General features: G+C 58.9%; 3 protein-coding genes. 2 read left to right on the top strand and 1 reads right to left on the bottom strand.

Annotated elements, in window-relative coordinates:
• Positions 1-1,905: serine/threonine-protein kinase (locus tag ABX749_RS22985; RefSeq protein WP_372898047.1), on the bottom strand; the 1,905-nt coding region annotated here is incomplete at its 3' end.
• Positions 1,906-2,052: 147 nt separating this feature from the next.
• Between ABX749_RS22985 and ABX749_RS22980 the strand changes: the two genes are divergently transcribed.
• Positions 2,053-3,684: a sulfatase gene (locus ABX749_RS22980; protein ID WP_372898046.1), complete on the top strand. Its 1,632-nt coding sequence runs from the start codon at positions 2,053-2,055 to the stop codon at positions 3,682-3,684.
• 112 nt (positions 3,685-3,796) lie between these two features.
• The gene (locus tag ABX749_RS22975) at positions 3,797-4,393 is read left to right on the top strand and encodes a hypothetical protein (RefSeq protein ID WP_372898045.1); all 597 of its coding nucleotides are present in this window, start codon (positions 3,797-3,799) and stop codon (positions 4,391-4,393) included.
• The last annotated feature ends 207 nt before the right edge of the window (positions 4,394-4,600 follow it).

Genomic DNA, 4,600 nt, shown 5'->3' with positions numbered 1-4,600 from the left:
GCCTTCCAACGGAGCGAGACCGCAGAGCAGATTATAGCCGACCGCACCGATCGAATAGATGTCGCTGAGAACGTCGGCCGAGGCGGCATCACGGATCGATTCGGGGGACATGTACAGTGGCGTGCCGGTCAGCGAATCGACGCGCGTCAATTGCATCGAGTCGTGGTCGATTTGTTTGGCCAACCCGAAGTCGAGCACTTTGATCAAATCGTGAATCCCGCTGCGTGAGGTCAACAGCACGTTGGCGGGTTTGATGTCGCGGTGAATCAAGCCCGCCGCATGGGCTTCGGCGATCGACCCACAGATTTGTAGCAACAGGTAAATCACTCGCTCGGCCGGTTGACGTCCGTAGTAGTCCACCAACTGTTCCAGCGAGATCCCTTCGACATACTCCATGACATAAAAGAACGTGCCTTCGTCGGTTCGTCCGAAGTCATAGATTTCGACGGTATTGGGATGTTTCAAGCGTGCCGACAGTTGAACTTCACGCTGAAACCTGGCCAACGATCGCTCGGTCGCATCGGCATTTTCGAGGACTTTGATGGCGACTTTGCGATCCAGTAAACCGTGCTCGCCCAAGTACACGGTGCCCATGCCGCCGCGTCCGATCCGCTGTTGTAAATCGTATTGTCCCAATCGTCGTTTCAGTTCCTCTACTCGGTCTGCGTTGATGTCGCGAGGTCGTGTGATCCAAACCAACCCCAGCAGAATCGCCGCGGCGATCGAGACGGCGCCGAAGAGTGCGAGGAACGAATTACGCAGGATCTGCAGCGACGCAAACGCTTCGTCGACCTCCAATTCGCTGGCGATGCCGAAATGATATTCGGAAAGCCAAGTCCACGCGCCGACCACCCGAACGCCACGATAGCCGTTGTATCCGATCACATTCGAACCGACCCCTCCACGCGTTGCGTTGTCCGCCATCAACGTCAGCGGCCACGTCGCCGGTTCTCCGGGCACCGAGTTCCGCACGCGAATGTCGACGCCGGGATCGCGGACATGAATCTTCAGCGGGCTCGTTTCGCCTGACGCCAACAATCCCGCCTGGGTCAACTGGGATTCGAAACGGCTGCTCGAAATCATCACCGCGTGACGATCAAACGCATAGGTTTCACCCGTGCTGCCCATCTGCGCGACCGACAAGATCTTGCTGAACTGTTTCGACGGATCGATCATCAACGCCACCGAGCCGGTCGTCCTCAGGTCGTCTCGAACGGGGGCGACCGCACACATGACCGCCATCGGACCGGACGCCGTCTCCCCATCGCTGACGCGGCGCGTTTCGATTTCAAACGGGCGTGTCACGGACACGGTACCGGCGGTCAATCGCGCGAACAATTCTTGGCCCAGTGGGATGGTGCCACCGTTGAATCGGGCGTCACTGGAATCAAGCACGCCACCCAACGGATCCACGATCGCCCAACCCAGGTAGCCGGCGTCATGGAGTCGAGCCGTCAGGGCTTGCAAGTATTCCGAACGGTTGGATGCCTGCTTGATCGCTGACTGATGAGGGCCTGACGGTTGGGTTGCTTTGGAATGCTGCTGCAACAATTCGATCGCGTAACCACGCAATCCTTCTTCGGCCGCGTAAAGCTTTGCCGTTTCACGCTGGTCGGCGAGCCACAGTTGCAGCGCGTTGATGTTGGCCGCCAGCACGGTTTCCAACGAATTGCGAATGCTGCCCCGGACGCTTTCACGCACCAACCAGCCGACATACAGAGTGACCCCTAACAAGACCGCCACGACCAGGGACGCAATCACCGGCGACAAGGGGCCGACCGGGGCCTGCCGAACGACGCTCATGATCGTCGACTGGCCGAGGCCACGCCGCGCGCGGGGGGAACCGTCCAGTGTTTTCCACTGCGAGCGTGTTTCTTGACTGCGTGTTCCGTTGTCTTGGGGCATCGTCACAGTATACGAACCGGAGGGGACCGCGCGAGCGGCCAGCCGATTTCGCTTGTCCCCCACCAAGGCCAAGCACTCGCGAGATTCGACTATGATAGTCTGCTGCAACCCTCCCAGCCCGACTCCTCGTCTGCCCCGGCCATTTCCATGACTGCTCGGTTCGTCTTGAACGATCGAAAACCGCGACTCAAATCACCGCGAATCAAATCACTGACGTTTGCGATCGGCTTGTCTCTCAGCGGCTTGGTCGGCTCGCTGTGCCTCGGTTCATCGCAGGTTTTCGCCGAACAACCCAACGTCGTGTTGATCCTGATGGATGACATGGGGGCGATCGACTTGTCCGGTGAAGGAAGCACGTATTACCAATCGCCGCGGATCGATAGCATCGCCGAACGGGGCATGCGTTTTCGTAACGGTTACGCAACCTGTTGTGTGTGCAGCCCATCCCGCGCGAGCATTCAATTGGGGACCTTTCCCGCACGTAACGGCATCACCGATTGGATCGGGGCCAAAACGGGACTCGATTGGAAGCGTCCCGACCGCCTGTTGCCGGCGGAGTATGTGCACGACTTGCCGCATGACGAGGTGACGATCGCCGAGGCGCTTCGCGATGGCGGGTACGCCACGTTTTTTGCCGGTAAGTGGCACCTGGGCGACAAGGGGTCTTGGCCGACCGACCACGGCTACCAGGTCAACAAGGGCGGACACGACAAGGGCAGTCCACCGGGAGGCTACTTTGCCCCGTACGACAACCCGGTGCTCAGCAGCGGTCCCGACGGTGAATCGCTGCCGATGCGTCTGGCCCAAGAGACGGTCAATTACATCAACCAACAAGACGGAAAACCATTCTTCGCGATGCTGTCGTTCTACAGTGTGCATGGTCCCGTGCAGACACGCAAAACGCTGTGGGAAAAATACCGCAAGCTCGCCCCGGAGCTGCCCGAGGGGCAAGGACGTTTTCAAGTCGATCGCACGTTGCCGGTCCGCCAAGTCCAAGACCACCCCGTCTATGCCGGTATGGTGGAAACCGTCGACAACGCCGTCGGACTGGTGCTCGATGCGATCGACGCAAACGGTTTGACGGACAACACGATCGTGGTCTTCACCAGTGACAACGGCGGCGTCTCGTCGGGGGATGCGTTTTGCACGTCCAATTTGCCACTGCGTGGCGGCAAGGGGCGGCAATGGGAAGGCGGGATTCGTGAACCGTTTTACATTCGTTATCCGGCCTTGGTGCCCCCCGGATCGTCCAACGACACGCCGGTGACCGGGGCGGATCTCTACCCGACGCTGCTGGAATTGTGTGGGCTGCCGCTGCGGCCGACCCAGCACCAAGACGGCGTCAGTCTCAAGCCGCTGTTGACCGGTGGCACCATCCCCGACCGACCGTTGTATTGGCATTACCCCCATTACGGAAATCAAGGCGGCGAACCGCACGCGATCATCCGCCAGGACGGCTGGAAACTGATTCATTACTACGAAGACGGACGCAACGAATTGTATCACCTGGCAAGTGATCCCGGCGAACAAAGCGATCTGTCACGCACCCAGCCCGCCCGCGCCGCGTCCATGTGGCAGCAACTGGACACTTGGTTGAACGACGTGGGGGCGAAACGGCCTGAACCGGATCCACGCTACGATCCGAAAACCACCGAAGCCTACTACGCGGAAAAACACACCAAATTGAAACAGCGGCTGGAGGAATTCCATTCTCGGATTCTGGAGGCCGATTGGCAACCAAATCCGGATTGGTGGGGAAGTCTTCGTGCGAACGACTGATTTTTGAGTATGCTAAATTGGTCTTGACGGCATCCAGGCCTTGCCGCTAGCTGTCGAAAGACGACATCGCGAAAACGGGTAATTCGCACTGTTCTATTTCGGGAGATCCATCATGGCGTCAGATTCCAGTCACGGTCCTGATAGGCACGGTAACGATGAACAGGGTGGGGGCGGACCTGATCACGATGCACTGTGTGGTTCAACGGTCGAGCGATTCTTTCGCGGCATCAGCGAGTTTATCTTTCACACCAAACTCGGTGTCGCGGACGTCCAACTGGTCGACTACGTCAGCGATTTGATGTTGCGATTTGTGCGAGTCGATTCGCTGTATTCGTTACGACAAAGCGACGGCATGCGAACCAAACACGTCGTGCAAATGATTTCCGAAGCCGAACGCCGGATCGGTCTGGCCAAGCGCGAAGTCTATCGGCATGTCGGCGATTTCACGTTGTTCTGGTCGGGCATGTATCCGGAAAGTTTGTCGGCCAAGAAGAATCGCGGTGAATCGCCGGATCAGTTGATCGATTACTGCCGCCAAGGCAAGCGCGCCTACGCGATTGCCGCGGAGATCGAGGGCGGCGCCGACCGACCGTCTTCGGAGCTGATCCACCGCATGAGCGAGCACTTCGAAATGTGTGCGTATGGACTACGCGAAGTCCGACGCCACTGGGAAGAAGACGACGACTCGAACGGTTTGTTGACTTGGTGAGACGTTGATGTGGAATCCCCAAGGCAACGGCGGTGTTAGCGGAACGGCGCAAGCCGTCCGGTAGCGGCATCGAAGATGCGTCGACAGACCGGAGGGCTCGCGCCCTGCCGCTAACAAATGACACGAAGGCTTGCGCCAAACGGCTGAACATCGATTGACATCAGCCGGTTCGCGACGCGTCCTGGCGGCCTTGGCAACGGCGGTGTT

Source organism: Stieleria sp. (assembly GCF_041595215.1).
Taxonomy (GTDB): domain Bacteria; phylum Planctomycetota; class Planctomycetia; order Pirellulales; family Pirellulaceae; genus Stieleria; species Stieleria magnilauensis.
This window is presented reverse-complemented; position numbering and strand designations above follow the sequence as displayed.

Excerpts from the sequence above, each read along its gene's own strand:
- ABX749_RS22980 (WP_372898046.1), top strand. The coding sequence starts at position 2,053 with ATGACTGCTCGGTTCGTCTTGAACGATCGAAAACCGCGACTCAAATCA.
- ABX749_RS22975 (WP_372898045.1), top strand. The coding sequence starts at position 3,797 with ATGGCGTCAGATTCCAGTCACGGTCCTGATAGGCACGGTAACGATGAA.